At 60.5% G+C, this 24,669-nt stretch carries 24 protein-coding genes; 7 read left to right on the top strand and 17 right to left on the bottom strand.

Annotated features, from left to right (window positions below; genetic code table 11):
- Window positions 1-54 precede the first annotated feature (54 nt).
- Genes nirJ through nirS form a run of 9 tightly spaced genes read right to left on the bottom strand, consistent with a single transcriptional unit; the run spans window position 55 to window position 6,574 of the window.
- Window positions 55-1,233, bottom strand: a complete 1,179-nt coding sequence (nirJ, locus tag JFU11_RS12295; RefSeq protein WP_201060734.1) for a heme d1 biosynthesis radical SAM protein NirJ — start codon at window positions 1,231-1,233, stop codon at window positions 55-57.
- A gap of 26 nt (window positions 1,234-1,259) precedes the next feature.
- A complete protein-coding gene (locus JFU11_RS12290; protein WP_201060733.1) occupies window positions 1,260-1,763 on the bottom strand; it encodes a hypothetical protein in 504 nt (167 codons plus the stop codon).
- A complete protein-coding gene (locus tag JFU11_RS12285) occupies window positions 1,738-2,181 on the bottom strand; it encodes an AsnC family transcriptional regulator (protein WP_008075024.1) in 444 nt (147 codons plus the stop codon). The genes JFU11_RS12290 and JFU11_RS12285 overlap by 26 nt, the downstream gene beginning before the upstream one ends.
- A complete protein-coding gene (locus tag JFU11_RS12280; protein WP_201060732.1) occupies window positions 2,174-2,689 on the bottom strand; it encodes a hypothetical protein in 516 nt (171 codons plus the stop codon). Before JFU11_RS12280 ends, JFU11_RS12285 begins: the two co-directional genes overlap by 8 nt.
- Window positions 2,686-3,144, bottom strand: a complete 459-nt coding sequence (locus JFU11_RS12275) for a hypothetical protein (protein ID WP_201060731.1) — start codon at window positions 3,142-3,144, stop codon at window positions 2,686-2,688. The genes JFU11_RS12280 and JFU11_RS12275 overlap by 4 nt, the downstream gene beginning before the upstream one ends.
- Window position 3,145: 1 nt before the next feature.
- Window positions 3,146-4,324 carry a cytochrome D1 domain-containing protein gene (locus tag JFU11_RS12270; RefSeq protein WP_201060730.1) on the bottom strand — a complete coding sequence of 393 codons (1,179 nt, stop codon included), beginning with the start codon at window positions 4,322-4,324 and terminating at the stop codon, window positions 3,146-3,148.
- The gene (locus JFU11_RS12265) at window positions 4,321-4,647 is read right to left on the bottom strand and encodes a cytochrome c (protein ID WP_123722308.1); all 327 of its coding nucleotides are present in this window, start codon (window positions 4,645-4,647) and stop codon (window positions 4,321-4,323) included. Before JFU11_RS12265 ends, JFU11_RS12270 begins: the two co-directional genes overlap by 4 nt.
- 16 nt (window positions 4,648-4,663) lie before the next feature.
- Window positions 4,664-4,981, bottom strand: coding sequence for a c-type cytochrome (locus JFU11_RS12260; RefSeq protein WP_123722309.1), 318 nt, complete (start codon window positions 4,979-4,981; stop codon window positions 4,664-4,666).
- 24 nt (window positions 4,982-5,005) lie between these two features.
- On the bottom strand, window positions 5,006-6,574 hold the full coding sequence (nirS, locus tag JFU11_RS12255) for a nitrite reductase (RefSeq protein WP_242483606.1): 1,569 nt from the start codon (window positions 6,572-6,574) through the stop codon (window positions 5,006-5,008).
- Between the two features lie 322 nt (window positions 6,575-6,896).
- On the opposite strand from nirS, the gene JFU11_RS12250 reads away from it, so the two are divergent.
- The 3 genes from JFU11_RS12250 to JFU11_RS12240 are packed head-to-tail and all read left to right on the top strand — an operon-like array spanning window position 6,897 to window position 8,528.
- Window positions 6,897-7,688 (top strand): CbbQ/NirQ/NorQ/GpvN family protein, encoded by a 792-nt coding sequence (locus JFU11_RS12250; RefSeq protein WP_038982739.1) that lies wholly within the window; start codon window positions 6,897-6,899, stop codon window positions 7,686-7,688.
- Window positions 7,672-8,259 carry a cytochrome c oxidase subunit 3 gene (locus tag JFU11_RS12245; protein ID WP_201060728.1) on the top strand — a complete coding sequence of 196 codons (588 nt, stop codon included), beginning with the start codon at window positions 7,672-7,674 and terminating at the stop codon, window positions 8,257-8,259. The genes JFU11_RS12250 and JFU11_RS12245 overlap by 17 nt, the downstream gene beginning before the upstream one ends.
- Window positions 8,260-8,270: 11 nt before the next feature.
- A complete protein-coding gene (locus tag JFU11_RS12240) occupies window positions 8,271-8,528 on the top strand; it encodes a cytochrome C oxidase subunit IV family protein (protein ID WP_038982737.1) in 258 nt (85 codons plus the stop codon).
- A gap of 15 nt (window positions 8,529-8,543) precedes the next feature.
- Here the strand turns inward: JFU11_RS12240 and JFU11_RS12235 are convergent, their stop codons facing one another.
- From JFU11_RS12235 to JFU11_RS12210, 6 genes are all read right to left on the bottom strand, one after another.
- Window positions 8,544-9,347, bottom strand: coding sequence for a hypothetical protein (locus JFU11_RS12235; protein ID WP_201060727.1), 804 nt, complete (start codon window positions 9,345-9,347; stop codon window positions 8,544-8,546).
- A gap of 310 nt (window positions 9,348-9,657) precedes the next feature.
- Entirely contained in the window at window positions 9,658-10,125 is a 468-nt protein-coding gene (locus JFU11_RS12230; RefSeq protein ID WP_201060726.1) for a hypothetical protein, read from the bottom strand.
- Window positions 10,122-11,006, bottom strand: coding sequence for a hypothetical protein (locus JFU11_RS12225; RefSeq protein WP_201060725.1), 885 nt, complete (start codon window positions 11,004-11,006; stop codon window positions 10,122-10,124). The genes JFU11_RS12230 and JFU11_RS12225 overlap by 4 nt, the downstream gene beginning before the upstream one ends.
- Window positions 11,007-11,235: 229 nt before the next feature.
- A complete protein-coding gene (locus JFU11_RS12220; RefSeq protein WP_201060724.1) occupies window positions 11,236-14,850 on the bottom strand; it encodes a toxin VasX in 3,615 nt (1,204 codons plus the stop codon).
- Entirely contained in the window at window positions 14,847-15,713 is an 867-nt protein-coding gene (locus JFU11_RS12215; protein WP_123722315.1) for a DUF4123 domain-containing protein, read from the bottom strand. The genes JFU11_RS12220 and JFU11_RS12215 overlap by 4 nt, the downstream gene beginning before the upstream one ends.
- Window positions 15,710-17,710 carry a type VI secretion system tip protein VgrG gene (locus tag JFU11_RS12210; protein ID WP_201060723.1) on the bottom strand — a complete coding sequence of 667 codons (2,001 nt, stop codon included), beginning with the start codon at window positions 17,708-17,710 and terminating at the stop codon, window positions 15,710-15,712. Before JFU11_RS12210 ends, JFU11_RS12215 begins: the two co-directional genes overlap by 4 nt.
- A gap of 300 nt (window positions 17,711-18,010) precedes the next feature.
- Between JFU11_RS12210 and JFU11_RS12205 the strand changes: the two genes are divergently transcribed.
- The 3 genes from JFU11_RS12205 (at window position 18,011) to JFU11_RS12195 (ending at window position 21,802) form a co-directional block, all read left to right on the top strand.
- Window positions 18,011-18,451 carry a cytochrome c gene (locus JFU11_RS12205; protein WP_038982840.1) on the top strand — a complete coding sequence of 147 codons (441 nt, stop codon included), beginning with the start codon at window positions 18,011-18,013 and terminating at the stop codon, window positions 18,449-18,451.
- Window positions 18,452-18,454: 3 nt separating this feature from the next.
- The gene (locus tag JFU11_RS12200; protein ID WP_050682742.1) at window positions 18,455-19,882 is read left to right on the top strand and encodes a cbb3-type cytochrome c oxidase subunit I; all 1,428 of its coding nucleotides are present in this window, start codon (window positions 18,455-18,457) and stop codon (window positions 19,880-19,882) included.
- A gap of 78 nt (window positions 19,883-19,960) precedes the next feature.
- Window positions 19,961-21,802, top strand: a complete 1,842-nt coding sequence (locus tag JFU11_RS12195; RefSeq protein ID WP_201060722.1) for a VWA domain-containing protein — start codon at window positions 19,961-19,963, stop codon at window positions 21,800-21,802.
- A 172-nt stretch (window positions 21,803-21,974) separates the two neighbouring features.
- Here the strand turns inward: JFU11_RS12195 and JFU11_RS12190 are convergent, their stop codons facing one another.
- On the bottom strand, window positions 21,975-22,169 hold the full coding sequence (locus JFU11_RS12190) for a protein DnrP (protein ID WP_123722318.1): 195 nt from the start codon (window positions 22,167-22,169) through the stop codon (window positions 21,975-21,977).
- Window positions 22,166-22,849 (bottom strand): Crp/Fnr family transcriptional regulator, encoded by a 684-nt coding sequence (locus JFU11_RS12185; protein ID WP_008075049.1) that lies wholly within the window; start codon window positions 22,847-22,849, stop codon window positions 22,166-22,168. The genes JFU11_RS12190 and JFU11_RS12185 overlap by 4 nt, the downstream gene beginning before the upstream one ends.
- 618 nt (window positions 22,850-23,467) lie before the next feature.
- Between JFU11_RS12185 and JFU11_RS12180 the strand changes: the two genes are divergently transcribed.
- Complete coding sequence (locus tag JFU11_RS12180) at window positions 23,468-24,658, top strand: NnrS family protein (RefSeq protein ID WP_201060721.1); 1,191 nt, start codon at window positions 23,468-23,470, stop codon at window positions 24,656-24,658.
- The last annotated feature ends 11 nt before the right edge of the window (window positions 24,659-24,669 follow it).

Here is a 24,669-nt window from a genome sequence, read left to right as displayed (position 1 = left end):
TTCATCAGGTGGGCCGGCCCCATCCTTTGCAAGATGGCTCGCCAGGCGGGTGCTTCAGTGCATGACGCAAGGAATGGTCATTAATGGCGGCATACCGATTTCTTCATCGCTGAGGTGGCAACCGGGGTCCTGGCCCCAGAGGTCGCCTTCGGCCCAGGCGCGGGTGCGGGTATTGCCGTTGCAGATGTTCAACCAGCGGCATTGACCACAACGGCCACCGACGCCGCGCGGATGCACACGTAGCTGCTGCAACAAGGCGTCTGGCTGGTCCAGCCAGAGCGTGCGAAACGGCGTGTGCCGGATGTTGCCCACCGAGTGCTGCCACCAATAGGTGTCAGGGTGCACTTCACCGGTGTTGTCGATGTTGGCGATGCCGCTGCCCGAGGCGTTGCCGCCCCAGGCGCGGAGCATGTTTTCCAGGCGCGAGTAATGTTCGGGGAGATGCAAGCCCACCCACTGCAGCAAGAGAATCGCGTCGGCATCGTTGTTGCCGCTGACAAAATCGCTGTCGCGACCGTGCTCGATGTCTTCCCAGGCCCGTTCGAAGATCAGCGTCATCGCTTCGCGGCTCATCTGCTGCCGGGCGTCGAGCTTGCGGCTGCGTTTGCCGCGACCGCTGTAGTTGAGGTGCGACAGATAAAACTTCTGCACGTCGTACTCGCGCATCAGCGCCAGTAATTGGGGCAGTTGTTGATGGTTCTCTTGGGTCAGGGTGGTGCGCAGACCGACGCGAATGCCTTGTTCGCGACATAGGCGGATCGCCCGCATGGAACTGGCGAAACTGCCCTTGAGTTGGCGGAACGCATCATGGGTGGCTTCCAGGCCATCGATGCTGATCCCGACATAATCGAAATTCGCCGCACGGATCTGCGTGATGTTCTGCTCATTGATCAGTGTGCCGTTGGTGGACAACGCCACAAAGAAACCCTTGGTGCGGGCATAGGCGCTGAGTACAAACAGATCGTCGCGCAACAGCGGTTCACCGCCGGAAAGAATCAGCACCTTCACCCCTGCGTCGTGCAGATCGTCGATCACGGTCAGTGCGGCGGGCGTATCGAGTTCGTCGCGAAAGACGCTGTCGGCGGACGTGGCGTAACAGTGTTTGCAGGTCAGGTTGCAGCGCCTGAGCAGATTCCAGATCACCACCGGCGGACGGTTGCTGCCCGGTGGGCTGGTTCTGGGGGCAGGCGCCTGGCCGGTCAGGGCACGCAGGTATTGGCTGATCCTCAACATGCAAATCTCCTTGAACAAGCGCGTGTTCAGCGTGGCACTGGCGGCAGCCGCAAACCGGTTTTCTTCAGGATGCGGCTGCTCACCAGCATCTCGTCGGCGACGCAGGCGTCGCCCAGCAAGTAGCGCAGGTGTTCGCGGTAGCTGTCGATTTCCTCGCGGCTGCGGCCGTGGACCATGGCGAACAGGTTGTAGCGCCACGCGGTTTTGCGCGGGCGTCGATAGCAGTGGCTGACAAAAGGCTGCGCACCGATCAGCGCCCCGAGGCGCGGCATGTCCGTGTCGCGCACATCCCAGACCGTCATGCCGTTGTAGCGATAGCCCAGGCGATAGTGGTTGGGGACGGCGGCGATGCGCCGGATGGCGCCCTCGGCCTGCAAACGCTTGAGCAAGTCCAGGGTGGATTCGATGCTCAGCTCCAGTTGTTCGGCGAGCCAGGCCCACGGGTCGTCCAGCAATGGCAGGCCGGCCTGGGTCAGCTCGATCAGACGCTGCGCCAGGGTGTCTTCAGACCGGGAAGTACAGACCGACATGGTAGGTCTCCTCTTTGGGCAAGTTGAGCAGCGGCAGGCCGGTCAGGGTTTCGATGTGCTGCAGGGTCTCGGCGATGCCTTGTTCGGTCGGGCAGCCGAGCACGAACCACATGTTCCAGGCGTGTTCGCGGCGGTAGTTGTGCGCCACTTCAGGCAGGGCCTGCAGTTGCTCGGCGACGTCTTCGAAACGCTCCTCCGGCACCGCCAGCGCAGCGAGGGTGAAGGCGCCGCCGAGGCGTTCGATGTCGAACATCGGGCCGAAGCGCGTGAGCATGCCGTCTTCCAGCAGTTCATGGAGGCGGTCGAGCAGTTCGGTGCTGCTGCTCTCCAGTTCGGCGGCCAGTGCCTGCCACGGGTGGCGCACCAGCGGCAGGCCCAGTTGCAGGCGGTTGATCAGCCGACGGTCGAGGTCATCCATGGTTGGGGGCTCCGGTTGGTGAGGGGGTAAAGCGTCCGCCGCACTGTTTGAACGCGTGAGTGCTGAACAGCAGTTGGTGGGGCAGGTCGCTCAGCAGGTGTTTTTCCAACAACGCCTGGATCTGCGCTTCGACCCGCTCACGTTGGCGCCCATGAACCATGCAAAAGAGGTTGTAGCGCCACTGCGGCAAACGCCGTGGCCGTTGATAGCAGAGGGTAATGCCGGGCGCTCGCCCCAGGCGCTGGCCGACTTCGTCGATCAGTGCGTCCGGAACGTCCAGCACCAGCATGGCGTTGGCAGTAAAACCCAGCGCGCGATGGTTGAGCACCAGGCCGATCCGGCGAAACAGCCCTTGCTCGAGCCACTGATGCATTTGCGCGAGCACCTGGTTTTCGTCGGCGTCTATCCGTTCGGCGAGGGCCTGATAGGGGCGCGATACCCGCGGCAATCCGCCTTCCAGATGCCGACGCAGCGCCAGTGCCTGTTTGGGATTCAAGCCCGGCGTCACGGGTTTTCTCCCAGGGCAAAACCGAGATCGATGCGATAAGCAGTCAACATCGGCAGATCCAGCGGCATGAGGCCGGTGTCTTTCTCAAGTTGTTCGAGAACGCGCTCGATGTGTTGGCGATCAGGGCCGGTCAGCACAAACCACAGGTTGTAGAAATGCTCCCGCGCGTAGTTATGGTTGACCTCGGGATACTGGCTGACGTGCTCGGCGACCTGTTGCAAGCGTTCGGCGGGCACGGCGAGCGCGGCGAGGGTGCTGGCCCCGGCGCGACTGTGTTCGAACACCGGGCCGATCCGTGAAAGGGTACCGGCCTGATCCATTTCTTCCAGGCAAGCCATCACCTGGGCCACGCGGCAACCGAGAATCCGCGCCATCTCTTTGTAAGGTTCCGCGCACAGCGGCATGCCATGCTGGAAGCGGTCGATCAGTTGGCGGCTGAGCAGGTCCAGGTTCATTTCAATAGCCCATTTTTTGCGCGCGACTGCTGAAGAAGATGCCGCTCGGCGCGGTGGCGGGAAGGGTGCTCAGCTGCTTCAGGCTGTACGGGTCCCAGACCTGAACCTGATCGCCATCGCGTAACGACAGCCACAACTGGTCGCCGCGAGCGGTGAATTCCATGTGCAGCACCGCCGGCCCTGGCCGCAGATCGGCGACCACGGCATGGCTTTCGCTGTCGATGACTTGAACCCGATCGTTGTCCGGGTAGGCGAAATTGACCCACAGCTGCCGACCGTCCGGCCGCGACGTGACGAACACCGGTTGGCCGGCCACCGGGATGGCAGCGGTCTGCTTCCACGTGCGCGAATCCATCACCAGCACCTGGTGACGGCCAACGGCGGGCACGAAGGCCTGGTGATCGGCGACGGCCCAGCCCTCCAGATGCGGCATTTTGTAGACAGGCAATTTCGCCTGGCCGCGCCCGTAACCACCGAGCACTCGTTGCACCCCGCGCTCCGGATGCCAGAGATCGAGTTGCGCCATGCCGTCTTCGCCGAACAGTCCCGCCATGTAATAGCGACCATCCGGGGTGACCAACGCGTCGTAGGGTTGCTGGCCGATGTCGGTGAAGCGGCTGATCCGAGGCGTGTTGCCCTGACTGAAATCGGCGGTCCAGATCTCGCCGGTATCGAACAGGCTGAATACAAAACGCTGACTGGGCGCGTCGACCAGGCCGACCACCCGTGAGCGCTTGCTGCCATCGGCCAGGGGCGTGGCCGGAATGTCGGCCACCAGTTGCAGGGTTTCGGCATCGAACACCTTGACCCCGCCGGGCACGTAGTTGGACACGGCGATGAGTTTGCCGTCCTGACTGATCGCGCCGCCGATGCTGTTGCCGCCCTGTATCACCCGTTGATCGATGCGTTGGGTCAGCAGGTCGATCTTGCTCAGCCCACCGTCGCGACCGAACACATAGGCATAACGCTGGTCGCGGGAAAACACCACCGAGGCATGGGACAGATCGCCCAAACCCTCGAGTCGGACCAGTGCCGTGCGGGTGTCGCTTTCGATGATTTGCACGCTGCCGGTGGCGCGCTCCACTACCACGCCCAGATCGCCGGTACCACGCAACGGTGGCTGAACACACGCGGACAACAATAGCCCGGTCGCCGCTAAAAGCAGGGTTGAACGGATCATGGTGCGGGATATCCCTGAAGTAGAAGATCGACCAGCCAACGGATGTCATCCGGGCTGAGCAGCGGGGCCCAACCGGGCATCGCGGTGCCGGGCCGGCCTTGGCTGACGGTGGCTATCAGGCTGTCCCTGGATTTGCCCGCCAGCGTTGCGCGGGTCAGGTCGGGACCCAGCCCGCCGGTCATGTGCAGGCCATGGCAGGCGCCGCAGTCCTGGGCCAGCAGGTGTTCGAGTTGTGCCTGACGCTTGGCGTCGGGCGCGGCAACCGAGGTTGCGCAAATGAGGAGGAGGGCCGCCAGAATCGCAGCGTGTCGATAAACCTTCATGACGCCCTCCAGTTGGCTATTTGAGACTCAGGACCCAGGTTGCAAGTGTCTTCGCTTCTTCATCCGTCACCGGGTTGGCCGGCATTGGCATCGGGCCCCAGTTGCCTTGTGTGCCGTTCTTGATGTGGCTGGCCAGGGTGTCCACGGCCCCGGCCACGCCAGCGTTCTTGGCCGCGACATCCTTGAGCGCCGGGCCGACAATCTTGGTGTCGATGGAATGGCAGGCGGCGCAGGGTTTGCTCTTGAACAGCGCCGGCCCGTCCTCGGCAGCCATGGCCGGCTGCACGCTCAGCGCAGCGGTCAGGGCGAACAGTGAAAACAGAGTATTTTTCATGATGGTTCCTTGCATTGATGGAGCTCAATAGATGTCGTGTTGGGTGTTGTAGACGTTGAATTTTCCGGTGGGTGTGATCAGTCGTTTGTCCTTTATGACTGATTTGAGCTTCAGCGTTTTGTCGTCGATCACTACCAGCGCCGATTCCTCTGACTGACCGCTCCACACGGAGAACCAGACTTCATCGCCGGCCTTGTTGTATTCCGGCTGTACCACCCGCATCGCGCCTTGCTTTATGCCGGCGTACTCGGCGATGGGCAGCACGGTGTAGCCGGCGTCGAGTTTGTCGATGTTGAACACTGCCACCGACTGGCTCAGCTTGGCGTCGGGGTTGAGGGTGGTGTCGACATACAGGTGACGGGAGTCAGGGTGGGTTTTGATAAACAGCGATCCGCCGCCCTGGCCCTTGAGTGAGGCAACCTGTTTCCAGGCGTATTGCGGGTGTTTGACCGGGTCGGTGCCGATCAAGGAGATGCCGTCATCACCGAGGTGGCTGGTGGCCCAGACTGGGCCGTAGGTCGGGTGGTTGAAGTTGGCGCCGCGCCCCGGATGAGGGGTTTTGCCGACCTCCACCAGAGCTGCCAACTTGCGATCTTTGGAGTCGATCACGGCGACTTTGTTGGAGTTGTTGGCGGCGGTCATGAAGTAGCGGTGCGTGCTGTCCCAACCGCCGTCATGCAGGAACGGCGCGGCATCGATGTAGGTGATGGTGAGGTTTTTGATGTCCTGGTAATTGACCAGCATGACCTTGCCGGTTTCCTTGACGTTGACGATGAACTCCGGCCATTCATGGGAGGCGATGATCGCCGCGACCCGGGGTTCTGGATGGTATTCCTGCTTGTCGACGGTCATGCCGCGGGTCGAGACGATCTGTTTGGGCTCCAGGGTTTCGCCATCCATGATGGTGAATTGCGGTGGCCAATAGGAGCCGGCGACGGTGTATTTGTCTTCGTAGCCCTTGAACTTGGAGGTCTCCACCGAGCGCGCCTCGATGCCCACTTTGACTTCGGCGACCTTGGTCGGCTCCACCGGCCACAGGTCGATCATGTCGATCCGTGCGTCTCGACCAATCACCAGCAGGTAGCGACCGGAGGCGGAGATTCGCGAGATGTGCACCGCATAACCGGTCTCGATCAGCTTGACGATTTTCTTGCTGTCACCGTCGATCAGGGCAATCTTGCCGTCATCGCGCAACGTCACCGAAAACAGGTTCGGCAGGTTGAGTTTGCTCAGTTGCTTCTTCGGACGATCCTCAGGCTTGACCAGCACTTTCCAGGTTTTCAGCGTCTCGGCCATGCCCCATTCCGGCGGCGTCGGCGGCGCGTGCTGAATGAACTTGGCTATTGACGTGATCTGATCCTTGGTCAGCGCATTCGACGTTCCCCAGTTCGGCATGCCCGCCGGTGAACCGTAGGTAATCAATGCTTCCAGAAACGGTTGCCCGCGGGACTGGGTGATGTCCGGTGTCAGCGGTTTGCCGGTGGCGCCTTTGCGCAGTACGCCATGGCAGCCGGCGCAGCGCTGGAAGTAAATTTCCTTGGAAGAGTCGAACTCGGCCTGACTCATGTCGGGCGCTCCGGCGGATTTGACCATCAGCGGGCTGGCCGCAGCGGCAGCGGGCTCTTCGGCCCGGGCCGCATGAGTCACCGCAAGGGCCAGCGCCGAACACAATGTGGCGACAGTCAGAGCAAACGTTTTTCTATTGCTGATCAGCATTCCATTTCTCCTCAGGCAAGACCTTTGCGATGTGCTGAAACGGCAGCGCAGAACGCAGGTTCTTAGTGCCGTGCAAGGCTATGCCCGAGCAGGCCAATGCTCGCTTGACCGCGATCAAGTTTGCCGGCCATGTCACTTGCCAGGTTGTCGCAGGGGCCCGTAGCGTGTGGCTTGAATCCGCTTTTGGAACAGACAGCCCATGGACCGAATCCAGTCTTGCGAACCCTTCTATCAACCGCTCAATAATGAGGAGGCGCTGTTCGAGCAAGCCTGGCGACACGGCATGCCGGTGCTGATCAAAGGCCCGACGGGATGCGGCAAGACCCGCTTTGTCCAGCACATGGCCCATCGGCTGAAACTGCCGCTGTACACCGTGGCTTGCCATGACGATCTGAGCGCCGCCGACTTGATCGGCCGTCACTTGATCGGTGCCCAGGGCACTTGGTGGCAGGACGGGCCACTGACCCGTGCGGTGCGTGAAGGCGGCATTTGTTATCTGGACGAAGTGGTCGAGGCGCGCCAGGACACGGTGGTGGTGTTGCATCCACTGGCCGATGATCGTCGTGAGTTGTTCCTGGAACGCACCGGCGAAGTGCTGCAGGCGCCGCCGTCATTCATGCTCGTGGTGTCGTACAACCCCGGCTACCAGAACCTGCTCAAAGGCATGAAACCCAGCACCCGACAACGCTTCGTGGCGATGCGTTTCGGCTATCCACCGGTGGCCGATGAAGAGCGCATTGTCGCCCGGGAGGCGCAGGTAGACAGCGCGCTGGCGGCGCAAGTGGTCAGGTTGGGACAGGCACTGCGCCGGCTCGATCAACATGACCTGGAGGAGGTCGCCTCAACGCGACTGCTGATTTTCACCGCGCGAATGATCCGCTCCGGCATGAGCCCGCGTGAGGCTTGCATGGCCTGCCTGGCCGAGCCGCTGAGCGATGATCCGCTGACGGTTGCGGCGCTGATGGACGTGGTTGATGTCCACTTCGGCTGAGGCCAGACGCGTTGCGCCGGCTCACTTGCCGGGCGATCTGGCGATGTGGTTTTTCATTCTGGCCGAGCTGTCGGTGTTCGCCATCCTGATTCTGACGTTCGCCGTGACCCAGGCGCTCAACCCGCAGCTGTTCGGCGAAAGCCGTCTGTTGCTCAACACCTCTACCGGCCTGGCGATGACCCTCAGCCTGCTCACCGCCGGGCTGTTCGCCGCGCTGGCTCAGGAGCAAGTCAAGCGCTCTCGGTCCCGCCACGGCGCTGTCTACCTGCTGGCAGCGTTGCTCGCCGCCAGTGTCTACGTGGTGTTGAAGATCACGGAATACCGACACTTGCTGGTCTCGGGGCTGGGCATGGAGCACAACACGTTTTTCACCCTCTACTGGATCCTCACCGGTTTTCATTTTCTTCATGTACTGCTCGGCATGGTCATCCTCGGATGGCTGGCCGAGCGCTGCCGTCGTGGCCTGTACAACGCCGCCAACCGCAGTGGGCTTGAATCGGGTGTGCTGTATTGGCACATGGTCGATCTGATCTGGGTCGTGCTGTTTCCGCTGGTCTACGTTCTGAATTGACGGAGGTTCTGATGTCCGCTTCCAGGTTTTTGCTGGTCTGCTGGGCAGCGCTGGCCACATTAAGCGTGTGCACGGTGGTGCTGGCACAGATGGGCGCGACGTGGCTGCTGTCGGTGGCCATTTTGCTGGTGGCGGTTGGCAAGGCCTGGCTGATTGCCGATGGCTTTATGGAAATGCGCCATGCCCCGCGATTGTGGCGGCGGTTGATGGTGAGCTGGGCGTTGGTGTTGGCAGCCGTTGTAGGGCTGACGCTGGTGTTGGTCGGTTGATTAACCTGAAACAACTCACGCCCGACGTTTGTCGGTCGGGTTCAAGCGCTGCACTTCAGCAAAGATCTCGGTAATCGGTCGACGAGGTTGGCGTTTGTGCAGCTGTCGGACCTGATCGCTAAGGCGCAGCAGTTCTTCGCTCGGCTTGGCCCATTGCTCTTTCGGCAGCGGTTCGGACCATTGGCGCATCACTTCGGGCAAGGCGTGCGGGGCCATTTTCTGGAGGCGGCGGACTTCCCATTCGGTCAGGTGGTTGGGAATCGTCCACAGTGTCATGACGTGATACAGGTACCAGAAGAAGCCGGACAGCCGACTGCGTTGGCCGTCACGGATTTGCTGGTGCATACGCGCGCGGGCGTTGTGGAAAGTGTGCAGGCCTTCGTGGGGCGGGTCGTCGGGGCCTTGCAGGTCTTGCGGATCCTGGATGGCTTTGAGGTCGTGGATTTCGTATTCCATGTAACCGCGAATGGCTTCCCAGTGGCTGATGGCCAGGGAAAGACCGAAACAGGGGAATTCGACGCTGGTGAGGGTCTCGCCGTGCTGGAAACCGATGCCCATGCCGTATTGACGGTGGATGCCGTATTGGGTGGCGCCCTGGGCTTCGATGACCCAGGCGGATAGGGATTCCCAGGGGACGAAGACGGGCTCGGTGGCGTCTTCGGGCATGAAGCAGACTTCGCGGCGTTGGCGGTTGAAGCGGGTGGGGATGATGGCGGCGCGTTTGTTGTGGTTGTGTCGCCAGACGCCGAGGCAGATGAGTAGGGTGGAAAGGCCGGTTACTGCTGCATATCCATAACCTTCATGAAATATAGCCGTCACTGAGATCCAGATGTCTTCCCAGCCGTAATCAAAAACAATCCCTAGAAAACCAGTAAATAGTGGGAAAAGAAATGCAATCGTGAAGGCACCACTGAATGGTAAGCCTAGAGTCATTTGCCACATAAAGACTTGGGGAGATCCCAGTCCGAAGTCCATGTATACGTCATTCAGCTCCCCGATATGAGGACCATGCGGCGGCAGCGGTGTCGGCAATGGCAACGGTGCGAGATAGGTGATTCTCCCACTGGGAAACGGTTCGACATCTCCGGCTTTGCGGGACTGCTCAAGGTGCGGTCCAGGCAGGGTGCTTTTAATCTTGGTGAGCATGGTCGGCCAGCTCCAGCAGATGGGTTTCAACCAGCAACAACGGTGGATGCTCGGTAACGGATTGAGGGGCCAACGCCGGAAAACGGCCCTCACCCCGAGGGTTCAGACGAATGACCCGAATGTGAGAAACCCACGCGCCCTTGGCGTTCAAGGTCTGGATACAGACGGCCAACTCCAGCGTCTCGGAGGCCGGGGTAAATTCGCTGTCAGGATTCACGGGATATTGCAGGCACAGCACCAGCCGGTCGGGTCCTGTTTGCACGATGCGCAGGCTGTTTGCGACTTCCTCACTGATGACGTCCTTGCGCTCGCGCGGTACACCACGATTGTGGACGGGAACGGAAAGACGGTGGGCGCCGATCCCCAGGCGATGAGCCGCTTTGCCACTCCGGATCAGTTGCGGGTGTTTTTCCTGATAGTCGAGCAGGGTTTTACGGTTGTAACAGCTCATGCGCGACGTTTGTCGGTCGGATTCAAGCCCTGAACCTCGGCAAAAATCTCGGTAATTGGGCGTCGCGGTTGGCGTTTATGCAGCTGTCGGACCTGTTCGCTCATCCGAGTGAGTTCTTCGCTCGGCTTCGCCCATTGCTCCTTTGGCAACGGCTCAGACCATTGGCGCATTGCTTCAGGCAAGGCATGCGGGGCCATTTTCTGGAGGCGGCGGACTTCCCATTCGGTCAGGTGGTTGGGAATCGTCCACAGTGTCATGACGTGATACAGGTACCAGAAGAAGCCGGACAGCCGACTGCGTTGGCCGTCACGGATTTGCTGGTGCATACGCGCGCGGGCGTTGTGGAAAGTGTGCAGGCCTTCGTGGGGCGGGTCGTCGGGGCCTTGCAGGTCTTGCGGATCCTGGATGGGTTTGAGGTCGTGGATTTCGTATTCCATGTAACCGCGAATGGCTTCCCAGTGGCTGATGGCCAGGGAAAGACCGAAGCAGGGGAATTCGACGCTGGTCAGGGTCTCGCCGTGCTGGAAACCGATGCCCATGCCGTATTGGCGGTGGATGCCGTATTGGGTCGCGCCCTGGGCTTCGATGACCCAGGCGGATAGGGATTCCCAAGGGACGAAGACGGGGGCGGTGGCGTCTTCGGGCATGAAGCAGACTTCACGGCGTTGGCGGTTGAAGCGGGTGGGGATGATGTGGAGGCGTTTTTTGTGGTTGTGGTGCCAGACGGCGAGGCCGATGAGTAGAGAGCAAAAGCCACTTACTAGCGCGTAGCCATAGCTTTCATCAAACACGCCGAGTACCGAGTCCCAGATTTCTACTTGGCTGTAACCGAACACAACCCCGAGGAACGCAGCAAGCATTGGAGGTAGAAAAGCGAGCATTAAAGTGCCGCTGAATGGCCCGCCCAATGTTACTTGCCACATAAACACCTGAGGTGAACCCACCCCAAAGTCCATGTACACCTCATTTAATTCCCCGATATGAGGGCCAAGCGGCGGTAGCGGTGTCGGCAATGGCAATGGCGCGAGATAGGTGATTCTCCCGCTGGGAAACGGTTCGACATCGCCGGCTTTGCGGGACTGCTCAAGGTGCGGGGAAGGTAGAGGCATATCAATCTTGGTGGGCATGGTCGGCCAGCTCCAGCAGATGGGTTTCAACCAACAACAACGGTGGATGCTCGGTAACGGATTGACGGGGCAACGAAGGAAAATGGCCCTTACCGCGCGGATTGAGGTGAATGACGTCAGTCAGCGACTCCCATACCCCTTTGGCGTTCAAGGTCTGTATGCAAACGGCCAGCTCCAGTGTTTCGGAAGCCGGGGTAAATTCGCTGTCAGGGTCCACGGGATATTGCAGGCATAACACCAGCCGGTCGGGTCCTGTTTGCACGATGCGCAGGCTGTTTGCGACTTCCTCACAGATGACGTCCTTGCGCTCGCGCGGTACACCACGATTGTGGACGGGAACGGAAAGACGGTGGGCGCCGATCCCAAGACGATGAGCCGGTTGTCCACTCAACGGTGGCTGGAAATCATTGAGCTTGAGCCTTGGCAGCACCAAGTGAATGTCGCTGGGCTTGGCTTTTAGCAGCAAGTTTTTCAGCCAGGAGTCATGCTCATTCGGGCCCAGTTGCGCGTACGGGGCGTTGAGCAAATAGGCCAGATAACGCTGATATTCATCCAGGGTATGGTCGCCGCGATGATCGGCGTCCAAGCTCCAGGGTGTGGTTTTCAGCCACTTATCATGGGCACTGATGTTGTAGCGGTTGTACAGCCAGGTTCCGCCCAATTCCAAAATGGTGAACAGGGCACCGGCCAGATTGAAGCGGAAGAATACGGTGGATAGCCTTGTCCCCGCAGCAGCCCAAGCAGCCGTTCTTGCCGCAGCGTTTCTGGCAATCGCTACGGTATACCCCGCGTGCAAGGTGTGACCCAAACCATAGGCATTAGCCGCCGTCATGCCCCCCGCACCCAGTGTGGCAAGCGCCGCACTACCCTGTGCCAAATGATCCCCACTGCGCGTCGCCTGCTGCCATTTCTGCTGTTGGGAATTGAGGCTGGACAGAGATGACACAAAACCAAAAAGGTAGGTAAAGAAACCCAGTCCAACATGCATCTTGCCCATCTGCACCCGCACATTCTGTAAAGCATGGTGTTGAAGTCCAGCAACGAGTTCCGTGCTACGCGCCTTCAGAGCGGTATCCGCCAGACTTTGCGCAGCCGTAAATCCCGCGGCACCCGTAGCGGCAAACGCGGCAAAGAACTCGGCCCGTTTCTTGGGATTTCTGGTCTGATTCATCATCTCCCTATACACCGAAACCAAATTCACCCCCTGCACCAAAAACACCAACAACCCCATCCCCTCGCTCCGAATCAACTTCCCATTCGGCACCGAGCTAACCCCCAGCCGAATATCCTTCAGCAAACTCCGCACCTCCAACTGCTGCGCCGGCGGAAACACCACCGTCACTCCCGCCCGAGCCTGCGTCGCGCCATACAGCCGAACCGACTGATCCGGCAACTCCGCAATCGGGCTCAACGCCCCGGCCAATCGGCCTTCAAGTTGCGTCAACTGCCCGCGCACCCGCACGATCTCGCCCTGCAACTCCACCGCCCGTGGAGTCTTGTGCCCCTGGCGGTTTTTGTTGTGGGTGAGCTGATTACGTTCACGGGTCAGGGTCTTCAGGTAATCGCGCTCCCTGAGCAGTTCCTTGAGGTTGGTTTGCAGCGCGGTATGTTCCGCCGGGCTGGCGACGGTGAAGGTCACGCCGGTGGTTTTTGCGGCGTCGAGTATCCGTGGCGACAAGGCTTTGGGCAGGCGCCGAAACAGTTCGTCAAGGTCGGGGATTTTCCCTCCCGCCAGATCGAAACCTTCCAATGCGCGGCTCAAGCCCAGGTTCAGCGCGGGGCTCAGGCTGTGCTGGGCTGCGTCCGCGACGGCGCGGGTGTGTTCGGGCAAGTCGTCGAGGGCCGGCAGGTACGGCTGTTCGATTTTCTGCAACTCGCCCAACCAGTGCGGTAGGTTGTTGAACATGCCCATGCCGGCGTTGAACAACGTCGTGTATTGCGCGGCTTGTTCAGGTTGTAAGCGAAGGGGCAAGGTGTAGAACAGTGGCCGGGTCAGCTCGGGGTGTTTCTCCAGATAATCGAGGAGGGCTTCGCTGGCGTGGTCACTGCGGCAGATGTCCTTGAGGCAGGCGTATTCGGCGCTGAAGGCCTGCCCCAGTTGTTTTGGCTCGTGCGCATCGTAATACCAGGCCGAACGGTGGTAACGCCCGGCACACACCAGCATCGTGCGGTCGGCGGTGATGCGCTCGAGCATCCGGTTCCAGCGGCCAAGGTCGTCGCGATGCTGAAACAACGCGGCGTCCATGGTCGGGCGGTCAATGAAATCATTGACCCCGCGCTTTCCGCTCAACACCGGGCCTTCGAGCACGTCCCGGATGCGCCGGTTATTCTCCTGGCCGAGGTTGATCAGGGTTTGCAGGTGGCGGTCGACGAAGTCGGCGGGGGCGGCTTCGAAATGCTGGCGCGTGTAATAACGCCGGTCCGCTTCTGCAATGGCGCGGTTTTCGGCCGTGAAATCGGGGGCGAGGCTGTCGAACCTGCTGATCTCGCGCGCGTGGTCTATGGCTTTATCGCGCAACTGCTCCAATTCAGGCGTTGCCGGTACATTCGAAGGCTCGATGTTGCCACCCTTGTTCAGGTAGTCGAGCAAGGCATTGCGGGTGTTTTCCCGCTCCGGTTCGGGCAACTGCTCCAGATCGGCGAACAACGCTTTAACGCGTGGATCGTCGCTGGCGTCGGCCAGTTTGCCGACATCCACCGGACTGAGCTGGCTCAAGGATTCGATGTAACAAGCCAGCAGGTAATCGCGTTCGTTGTTGTCGGCATTGCTCCAGTCGTCGACCCAGCCGACCACGGTGTCCTGATACTCGGCCAGATCGCGCAGAACGCCGAGGTCATCCTGCACCACGAGGAACAGCGTGTCGTCCTGATAAGCCGGGCGCACCCGCCCGAGAAACTCGCCAATGTGCGCCTCGCGAAAGCGCCGAGGCTGTTCCCACAGATACGGTTCACGTTCGTGCGCGGGGGCATCGCTGACGTGCACCGTCGGCAATAGAACGGCGTCCGGCTCGTCGGCACTTTGCTCCGTTTGCGTTTGAGTGGCTGCGTCCGTCGCAATCTCCGCCAGCCACTGCTTGCCTTGCGCGACCGTCAACAGATGCTCGCCGCCGGTTTGGCAATGCACCGGGCCGAGATCGACGGCCTGCATGAAGTATTCGCGTTCCTCACGGCTGTCGAGCACTTGCGCGCATTTGGCCGCCGTCCACTGCACTTCGGCGAAGGTCACATGCAGGGTGCTGCGCCTTGAAAACACTAACGCCGGACGCTCTTCGATGGGCGTGCGCTGATCGCTGTCGACCTTGGCGCCCTTGTGCAGCAAGGCGCTGACCAGTCCGTCGAGCACCTGATACTCGTGCAGGTGGCTGGTCACGCTGTCGATGACGTACAACCAGCCATCGCGCAGCATGCGAATGCCCAGCGGACGGGTCGTCAGGGCATACGGCAGCTTCAGTTCGGCACTCGGATCGAGGGGCTTTTCCACCAGCCCGTAACGCAAGGGCAACAACTGCACGTGGGTTTGCCGCAGCGGGCAGGCACCCAGAGAGCCGATGGGGGATTTGGAGGCCGCCGCTGCGGCGAGGTTGGCGGGTGAAGTCATGGGTGGCCTCGTTGGCTGGCCCACTGGTGGGCGAGGTCAGCGGCCAGCGCCACGCGCTCGCCGGGGGATTGCAGCGACGGCGTATGCAGCAATCGGTTGATGTGCGGGTGCTGATCGAGCGGTGAGCCATCCAGCGAGGCGATGACGTTGGCGTAATAAAACAATTCGGACTGGCTGCTCAAACCCAGCGTGCTGGCCTCAGCCTCCAGTTGCTCGAGCATTGGCCAGCGTTCGGCCACGGTTTCGCTGCCATGGCGTTCGGGGAAGTGCGTGAGCAGATGAACGTCGAGTTCGAGCAATACGCGGCGCCAATCAGCGCGGTCAAACGCCGAATTCTGTTCAGCGCTCAGGCGATAGGGCATCAGCAATTCAGGGCACTCGGCCAGCCGGGGTTGGTGCTGTTGCCAATTAACCTCGACACCATCGGCGGTTACCACACAGGACAGAGGCCCAAACAATCGCTGATCGCCGCTACCGAACAGGATTCGCGCCACGGCGGCGTCTGCCAGTCGCAGCAAGACCGGCATCCCCTCTGGCAATTCAACCGTCAGCAGTTTGCGCAAGTGCTCAGCGACGGCGTGCGCCGAGTCCCGGCTGAACAACAGCACGCTCGATTCCTCGTGTGCGTGCTCCAGATAAAACTGGACAAGGGGCTCGTCAGGTTGTTGAACGGCTACCAACAGCGGCGAGATATCCCGCAGCGCAGTAAACGACGGGCAGTCATACAGCGCGACGGTACTGGCGCCGGGACTCAATTGTTTCAAGCGCTGCGGCAAATCGCTGAAGGTCGTGCCGTCCAGCAACAGGAAAGCCTGTTGCTCGCTCCAGGGCAGGTCTTCAGGCAGGGAAGTCGAGAGGCTCATGCTTGGGCGGCCTCGCAAATCAGACAGCGCGAGGCGCGGGTTGAAATCAGCGCATGGCGTTGCCGGGCCGCATCGAACGTCACTTTCAGCAAGGGCAAGGCGCCCGGCATCAGAGGCTCCGCCGGCATGCTCATAGGCGGGGAACCACCCTGCAGAATCGGCACGCTGCTGAAAATGCCTTCCGGCCCCAGCGTCAGCCATTGACCGCCACCCATGAGCGCCAGGCGCGTTCCGCCATTGATGACGACTTGTTGTCCGGCGCTGAGGTGAATCTGCTGCAGGGCGCTCAGTCGCTGACTGGCGACGCGAATCTGTTGATCGCCCTGGACCAACAGGTGGTCGTCCTGTTTGAGTTCGGTCAGGCGGTTGCCATGGGTCAGGTGATGTTCTTCGCCGCGCAGGTCGTGGCTGGCGAGGCCGCCGATAACCACGGTGCGTTGGTTGTCGACTTGAATGCGTTCGTCATTGAGGACCAACTGCACGAAATCCCGCTGGGCACGCAGGGCAATCTCTTCGGCGCCTTTTCGGTCCTCGATGCGCAATTCGTTGTAACCGCCCCCACCGGGGCTGCTCTGACTGCGAAAAATGCTACGGGTGTGCTCGGCCGGCAAATCCAGTGGTACCGGTGTCGCGGCGTTGGGCAGGCAGGCAACGACGACGGGTTTGTCTGGATCGCCATCAGTGAAGCCCACCAGCACTTCCATGCCGACTCGCGGGATCTGCACGCTGCCGTAACGGTCATGGGCCCAGCCAGTGGCGACTCGCAGCCAGCAACTCGATTGTTCGTTGTGCTGGCCGTCGCGGTCCCAGAGCAACTGGACTTTGACCCGACCGTACTGATCACAATAAATCTCTTCACCGGGCGGCCCCGTGACGACTGCATGCTGATTGCCCGTTATCCGAGGCTTGGGGTGTTCAAGGGCCGGTCGGAATACCACGTCCCACGGTGTGGCGACAAAGTGGTTACGGTAGCCCTGACTGAAGCCATCCTGCGGATGACTGTCGGTGATCGACTCTTCCAACACTTGGGGTTGTAAGCCGACATGCTCGACTTCAGTCAACAACCACAGGCCATTGCGGTCAGCGCGTGGGTGCTCGGTCATCTCGACAAAATGGCCGCTGCGCATAGCGCTCTGATCACTGCGCCCATCGGCTCGCCGGTAATCGGCACGGTGGCGCTCCAATGCCCGATTGGCCAGATGTTTACCACGGTCTCGATGTGTGAACTGGCCTGGAAAGGTGTAGTCCTCAAGGTGCGGCTGCAGCGGGACTTCAGTTTCGCTGTCCAGTTGCAGGCGCGGTTTTTCGAAGTCGTAATCACGCCGGCTGATGTGGGTCGGGCGGGTATTCAGGCGCAGCTTGAATTGGTCAATCACCGGCGCTTCGGCGACCATACCGCTGTCTTGCCTGTACGCGGTTGACTGGTCTGGTTTCGAAAAGCTGGTCTGATCGTCGCCGAACACCAGCACATGCCCATTAGCGCTGTGCTGAAAGTGAAAGTGCAAACCTTCTTCCTCACACAGCCTTTGAACGAAGTGCAGGGCCGTCTCGTACTGAACGCAATACAGCCGTGGCCGGTACTCGGCGCTCAACTGAAAGCGCCAGGTATCGGCCTGCATTCCTTGGTCTTTCAGCACGCTGGCAATGATTTGCGGCACGCTCTGGTGCTGAAAAATACGCTGGTTGTGGCAGTGGGTGAGATAGGCGAGGTGGGGCACCAGGGTCATCTGATAGCGGGTCAGGCGTTTGCCTGAATCGCCTTGGGTGATTTGATAGACCTGCCCGTGAATGCCAGCGCCGTCAGGGCCGAAGCGCAAAAAAGCCGAGCGATGCATCAGGGTGTCGAGGTCGAGGTCGGGGCGTTCGCTGACCAGTTCGAGATTGACTTCGTAGGGCTGGTTGAGCGCTTCCTTGGCGCGGAACTCGAGTACCTGAAGGTCGTGGGGAAAACCTTCAATGTCGAGTGTGAAAACGACGGGTTCGACGGCGCTGAACATCCACATGTCCCTGTATCTATTTGAATACACGGAACTGTGCGTGGATCGACAAATTGGTGATGTCAGACGAGTCCATGTTTAGCGTAGGACGCTTCCGTTAAGCCGGATCGTTGTCGAAGGCTCCGACCTGACGAGGAAAGCTCTGTAGGAAACAAAGTAAAGTCGCGAGCAGGCCTCGCCACCGGTGAGCTTTCTGGCGCCAATACCCGACCAAAACCATCTGCCTTTCTTGATCGCCATCAAGCAGGTTTCAACCCTTCGCTTCCTATCATGGGCACGCCAAGCAAAGAGGAAGCGACCATGTCAGAGACCTTCACCAAAGGCATGGCCAGGAATATCTACTTCGGGGGAAGCATCTTCTTCTTCCTGATATTCCTGGCCTTGACCTATCACACGGAACAGACCTTTCCAGAGCGCAGCAATGAAGCGCAGTTAACTGAATCAGTGATCCGCGGCAAGACGGTCTGGGAGCAAAACAACTGCATCGGCTGCCACACGCTGCTGGGCGAGGGCGCCTACTTTGCGCCTGAGCTGGGCAACGTGTTTCAGCGACGCGGCGGGGAGGCGGGCTTCAAACCCTTTCTGCATGCCTGGATGAAAATGCAGCCGCTGGGCGTACCGGGCCGGCGCGCGATGCCTCAGTTCAAGTTGAGCGAGCAGGAGGTGGATGACATCGCCGAGTTCCTCAAATGGAGCTCGAACATCAACACCAATGGCTGGCCGCCAAACAAGGAGGGCTAAGAGATGAGCATTGCTAATCCGCATCTGAAATTCGCCTCGCAAGCCGTGGCCAAACCGTACTTCGTATTTGCCCTGATGCTGTTTCTCGGTCAGGTGCTGTTCGGTTTGATCATGGGGGTGCAATACGTGATAGGGGACTTTCTGTTCCCGATCATTCCCTTCAACGTGGCGCGGATGGTGCACACCAACCTGCTGATCGTCTGGCTGTTGTTCGGCTTCATGGGCGCTGCCTACTACCTGATTCCGGAAGAGGCCGACCGCGAACTGCACAGTCCGAAACTGGCGATCATCCTGTTCTGGGTATTCGCCGCCGCGGGCGTGCTGACGATCCTCGGCTATCTGCTGGTGCCTTATGCGGGCCTGGCCAAACTGACCCACAACGAGTTGCTGCCGACCATGGGCCGGGAGTTCCTGGAGCAGCCGACCATCACCAAGATGGGCATTGTGGTGGTGTGCCTGGGCTTTCTCTACAACATCGGTATGACCTTGCTCAAAGGTCGCAAGACCACCGTCAGCATGGTGATGATGACCGGGCTGATCGGGCTCGCGGTGTTCTTCCTGTTCTCCTTCTATAACCCCGGCAACCTGGCCCGCGACAAGTTCTACTGGTGGTGGGTGGTGCATCTTTGGGTGGAAGGCGTGTGGGAACTGATCATGGGTTCGATGCTCGCCTTCGTACTGATCAAGATCACCGGTGTCGACCGGGAAGTCGTGGAGAAATGGCTGTACGTGATCATCGCCATGGCGCTGATTACCGGGATCATCGGTACCGGTCACCACTTCTTCTGGATCGGTGCGCCCGAGGTCTGGTTGTGGGTCGGTTCGATCTTCTCGGCACTCGAACCGCTACCGTTCCTGGCCATGGTGATCTTCGCCTTCAGCATGGTGAAGAATCGTCGCCGGCAACACCCGAACCGCGCCGCCACACTGTGGGCCAAGGGCACCACGGTCACCGCGTTTTTCGGTGCAGGCGTCTGGGGTTTTCTGCACACCCTGGCACCGGTCAACTTCTACACCCACGGTTCGCAACTGACGGCGGCGCACGGTCACCTGGCCTTCTACGGTGCTTACGCGATGATCGTGATGACCTTGATCAGCTACGCCATGCCGCGATTGCGCGGGTTGGGTGAAGCCGCTGATGAGCGTTCGCAGACCTACGAAATCTGGGGCTTCTGGTTGATGACCCTGTCGATGGTGATGATCACGCTGTTCCTCACCGCTGCCGGTGTCGTCCAGGTTTACCTGCAACGCTGGCAGGCCGACGGGATCGCGTTGCCATTCATGGCCACGGTCGAACATCTGCAGGTGCTGTTCTGGGCGCGTCTGGGCGCCGGTCTCGGGTTCTTCGCCGGGCTCGCGTGTTACCTGTTCAGCTTCAAGCAGCGTAGCCGCGCAGCCTTGCGCGCCCCGGCTGCGGTGGTTCCTTCATGAGCCTGTGTATCGGCTAGAAAAGGTCGGCCCGGCTGATACAGCGGGCCGTTTTTTTGGTTTCCAGGAAGGGCAAGCATCATGGCGTTTACCGTCGAACTGGAAGAGTGGGTAGGCAGTGTCTGGCATCGTTTCATCACCCGGCGTGCCAGCCCGGACTTCCCTGAAGCACGGGTTGAACTGGTCAGCCAGCAACGCCCGCTGGCGCTGTTGTTTCGTGCCATGGGCGGCGCCAATGGCATCGGTGTGGAAGCCGCCAGCGACCGCGATCTGCTGCTGCGCCGAAACGTGTTGCAGCAAATCGCCGGCACCTGCAAACAAGTGCCGTTGGCATGGTGTGACGCGAGTAATTTGCGGCTGCCATCGAGCCTGGCAGTCTTCCCTGAAGTCGCACTGAACGAGGAACTCTATCGCTGGCTCGCGTTGCTGGCGGCACAGGCCGGGCAGATGCGTCACTGGGGACGGGACAATCAACGCTGGACGCAACAGCTGCTGCGACACTATCCCGCGCTGCGTGCTCGTTACAAACGACTGGTCGATGCTCATCTGCAATTGCGCCCCGATCCGGCCTTGTTGAACGCCAGCGAAGCGGCACTGGAACGGGCGTTATGCCAGGCGTTGCGCGAGCCCGGCAGTGTTGAGCATTTCCCCCGCAGCGAACGGGCCGCGTGGCCGCTGCCGCTGTGGCTGTACCCGCCGCAAAACCTCGCCAGCCCGCAGGCTGCCGATCTGGGCGATGAATCCGAAGAGTCTTTGATCACGCCGCCCGGCGAACAGAAAAGCGGGCGTAAACGCGCGACGCGGATCGATGAAAGCACCCGTGAGGGCGGGCTGTTGGTGGTGCGTCTGGAGAACCTGTTCAGCTGGACCGAGCACGTCGACCTGGATCGCTGGTCGGACGACAGCGAGGACCCGGACGCCGCCCGAGTCGCCGACGACCTGGATGAACTGACGCTGTCGCGCACCCGTCTGCGCAAGGGCGGCGGCCTCAAGCTGCACCTGGATTTGCCACCGGCCGATGTCGACGATATTCCCCTCGGCGAGGGCATCAAGTTGCCGGAGTGGGACTACCGCAAACAACAGATGCAGGACAGCTTCGTCAATCTGCAAATGATGGTGCCCCGCGACTGTGAAGCACAGCCGCTGCCATTACGGTTAAAGGCCTCGGCGCACCGCTTGCGGCGCCAGTTCGAGCACCTGCGTAATGATCGTCAATGGTTACGCCAGCAACCCCAGGGCTCTGAGCTGGACATGCAGGCCTGGCTGGATTTTCACGTTGAGCGCGAGCATGGCCAGTGTGCCGAACGCGGTCTGTTCATGGAGCAGCGGCAGACCCGCCGCGACCTGGCCTGCCTGTTGCTGGCCGACGTGTCGATGTCCACCGACGCCCACCTGAACGATGAGCACCGCGTCATCGATGTCATCCGCGACAGCCTGCTGCTGTTCGGCGAAACCTTGTCGGTGCTGGGTGATGATTTCGCCCTGTACGGGTTTTCCTCGCTGCGTCGTCAGCAAGTGCGCATGCAGGAACTCAAGGCGTTCACCCAGCGCTATGACGACACCACCCGAGGTCGCATTCAAGGTCTCAAACCAGGGTATTACACGCGCATGGGAGCCGCCATTCGCCAGGCTACGCAACTATTGGGTACGAGCAAGCGGCGCAGCAAACTGTTGCTGCTGCTCACGGATGGCAAACCCAATGATCTGGATCTGTACGAAGGACGCTACGGTGTTGAAGACACCCGCGAGGCGGTGCTGGAGGCGCGGCGCCAGGGGTTGACGCCGTTCTGCATCACGATTGATCGCGAGGCCGGGGATTACCTGCCGTACATGTTTGGCGCCAATGGCTACACCTTGATCCGTCAGCCTGAGCAGTTACCGCTGCGCTTGCCGCAGTTGTATCGTCAGTTGACTCAACCGTGATGTCCTTGACCACCTGCGTCCTTGTAGCAGCTGGCGCAGCCTGTGTTCGGCTGCGAAGCAGTCGTAAAACCATACAACGCGGTGTTTCAGAAATACCGAGGGCTCAGGATTTACGACTGCTGCGCAGCCGAACGCAGCCTTCGGCAGCTGCTACAGGGGATATGTGCGGTCTTCAGCTGCGCGGCAGCCAGAAAAACATCGTCACGCAGAAGATTGTCAGGCCGATGCAGAACCACTTGAATCGACGCAACCGACGTTGCACCGCGTGTTCGGCCAGTGCCGGCAGGGGCATGCCGCATTGGCGGCACTCGACTTTTTGTGGTGGGTTGGCATGTTGGCAATACAGGCAGACGGGCATGGTGCTCACTCGAACTGTTCCAGGCGCAGACGATCAAGAATGGCGATCTGACGGCCGTCCTGAGTGATGATGTTTTCATCGATCAAGCGGCGAATGATCCGCGAGAAGGTTTCTGGCTGGATCGACAGATGCCCGGCAATCAGTTGCTTGGCCATCGGCAGCTCGAATTGGCTGTCAACGGTTTGCTGGCGCACCAGTTGCGTCAGCAGATAACGCACGACCCGGTGGGTGGCGTTTTTCAATGACAGGGTCTCGATTTCGTTGACCCGTTGATGCAAGCGAACGCAGAGCTTGCCCAGCAGTGCAAAGGTCAGCCGGCTGTTGCTCTGCAGCAGGCGCATGTAGGTGCTGTTGGATAACCGGTAGAGCTGGGTGGGGCAGATCGCTTCGGCCGAGGCCACATAGTTCGGGGTGTCCATCAGCATCATCGCCTCGGCGAAGGTTTGCCGATCGCTGATGACCTCGAACACTTTCTCCTGCCCATCGGGTGTCAGCCGGTAGATTTTCACCGCGCCGGCAATGATGAAATAGAACGAATCGGCCGGCTCACCCTGACGGAACAACGGCTCGCCTTTGTCGATGCTCAGCAAGTGGCTGGTACTCATCAGTTCATCCAGCTGTTCTTCGTTCAACGGCTCGAACAAGTGATGACTGCGCAGAATCTGGTGATGGACGCGATGAAGCACCATGAGAATTCATCCTGAAGATAGAGAAGGGGGATACGGTCAGACGAGACCTAGAGAAACGCCGCTGGCCAGGGCCAGGATTGAGGTCAACACAACAAACCAGGCCAGTGGCTGGATGACTTTTTTCATGACGACTCCGGGTAATCGAGAGGGATCCAGGATTTCTAAAAGGTTGCCCATGCAGAGCAAGACGCGGGCCAGGCTTGGAGGGCCCTGCTTATTGGGGTTCTCAGGCGTGAGGGTAAAAAAGACTATGCTGTGTAGGGTTTCAATAACCCTCAAATGGTCATTTTTACCCTGACGACCGATCACCTTTGTGGCGAGGGGGCTTGCCCCCGTTCGGCTGCGCAGCAGTCGTAAAACCGGCTGAGGGGTTCTATCTGACGCGCCGCGGATGCCGGTTTCAGGTGCGCCTCGCACTCCAACGGGGGCAAGCCCCCTCGCCACAGGGGCCACCATTCTCCTAGTCCAGACAGGTTCGAATGAGCATCGGGGCACGTCCCTTGCACACTTGATCTGTGACAAAGGCAATGGATCGGTAATACCCGATGATTGCCCCTGGATTTACCTCGGCGCGTGTGGGTTGGCGCCAGGTCAGCAAACAGGTAGAGGAGTGGCTTTATGCAAGTGCTTGACCGCCGTAAAGCGATGGCAATCGCGCCGCTGTTACGGCTGGCCTTCCGGCCGTTTTTCCTCGCCGGCTGCCTGTTGGCGGTGCTGGCCATTCCGCTGTGGCTGGCGGCTTTTAATGGTTCGATGTCCGACTGGCAGCCGGCAGGCGGTTGGCTGGGCTGGCATCGGCATGAATTGCTGTTCGGGTTCGGCTTGGCAATTATCGCGGGCTTTCTGCTGACGGCGGTGCAGACCTGGACCGGTCGCCCCGGCCTCAGCGGCAAACCATTGGCCGCGCTGGCGCTGCTGTGGTTATTGGCGCGAGTGGCCTGGCTGGCCAATGTGCCGTGGCCGTTGCTCGCGGTGCTGGAAATGGCGTTCCCGTTGGCGGTGGCGGTGCTCATGGGCTTCACCTTGTGGAAGGTGCGGCAGAAACGTAACTACCCGATTGTGGTGGTTCTGCTGTTGTTGGCCGTGGCCGACGGGTTGTCCCTGTATGGCTTGGTCGAGGGGCATGAAGGCTGGCAGCGCCAGGGCGTGCTGACCGGTATCTGGCTGGTGGCGGCGATGATGGGGTTGATTGGCGGGCGGGTGATTCCGTTCTTCACCCAGCGTGGCCTTGGTCGGGTGGAAGGCGTTGCCGCCTGGCCCTGGCTGGATCGACTGCTGTTGGTAGGTTCGCCACTGGTGGCGTTGTTGTATGCCGCAGGACCTGCGCTCAATCCCAATGTCTGGGTGGGCCTGCTGTTCGCGGTGCTGGCGGCGGGACATCTGGTGCGACTGGTGCGCTGGCATGACCGGGCACTGTGGCACGTACCGTTGCTGTGGTCGCTGCACCTGGCTTATGGCTGGTTGGCGGTGGCGTGTCTCGGAATGGCGCTGTGGCATTTCGGCGCGCCGATTAACCCGAGTCTGGCGGTGCATTGCCTGACCATCGGGGCCATGGGTGGTCTGGTGCTGGCGATGATCGCGCGAGTCAGCCTCGGGCATACCGGCCGTGCGCTCGAGCCGCCGTCGGGGATGACCTTGGCGTTCATTTTGCTCAACCTGGCGTGTCTGAGCCGGGTCATGTTGATCGAGTTTTTTCCCTTGCCGGCATTGTGGTTGGCCGGTGTGTGCTGGGCGCTGGCGTTTGCGCTGTATGCCTGGCGTTATGGGCCGATGCTGCTGCGCGCCCGGGTGGACGGTCATCCGGGATGAGCACGCGAACT

The organism is Pseudomonas sp. TH37, assembly GCF_016650735.1.
Lineage (GTDB): Bacteria > Pseudomonadota > Gammaproteobacteria > Pseudomonadales > Pseudomonadaceae > Aquipseudomonas > Aquipseudomonas farris.
Note: the sequence above shows the minus strand (reverse complement) of the source record. Positions and strands in the feature narration are given on the sequence as shown.